Raw genomic sequence first — 544 nt, forward strand, 5'->3', positions numbered from 1 at the left:
GGAAAAGGTATATAGAATGGCTCAGTTAAATGGGCTAATTCATATATACCAGGAAGAAAAATCAATGAAAAAATTAAACAAAGTATGGCTTGGTCTTGGCGCGCTCCTTGTCTTTGCGGGATGCTCGAGTGTGGATGCGCTGGAACAAAAAACGAGCGAGCCAATTCAGGAACCCGTTTATGTGGAAGACATGCCTTCCGAAGCAATGGACGATCCGTTTTACGGAATCGACGATGACCAAAGAGTCCTTGTCTTGCCCGATGGCGGGATGCTGACGGGTTCGGGCATCGTGAATGTTTACGATGAAGATGGCAATGTGACTGAGTCGTATGATTTGGACAACGATCCAAATTCCATGACGGTTCAGGAAGCGAGAGAAAAGCTTCTAGAAAACCAACGATAAAGCTTGAATTCTGGCGCGGCGAACGGCCGCGCTTTTTTATTTATCGGGTTTGTCAAGAAAAGTGTGTAAGTATTTTTGAAACCTTTCAAGCACAAAAAAACCTCGCCAGCGGCAAGGTGGTCGTTCGATCTCTCAAAACCA

General features: G+C 45.4%; 1 protein-coding gene. It reads left to right on the top strand.

The features are described 5' to 3' along the window. Positions 1 to 64 precede the first annotated feature (64 nt). Positions 65 to 403, top strand: a complete 339-nt coding sequence (locus E5336_RS12290; protein WP_135981395.1) for a hypothetical protein — start codon at positions 65 to 67, stop codon at positions 401 to 403. The last annotated feature ends 141 nt before the right edge of the window (positions 404 to 544 follow it).

Source organism: Dubosiella muris, from assembly GCF_004793885.1.
Classification (GTDB): Bacteria; Bacillota_I; Bacilli_A; order Erysipelotrichales; family Erysipelotrichaceae; genus Dubosiella; species Dubosiella muris.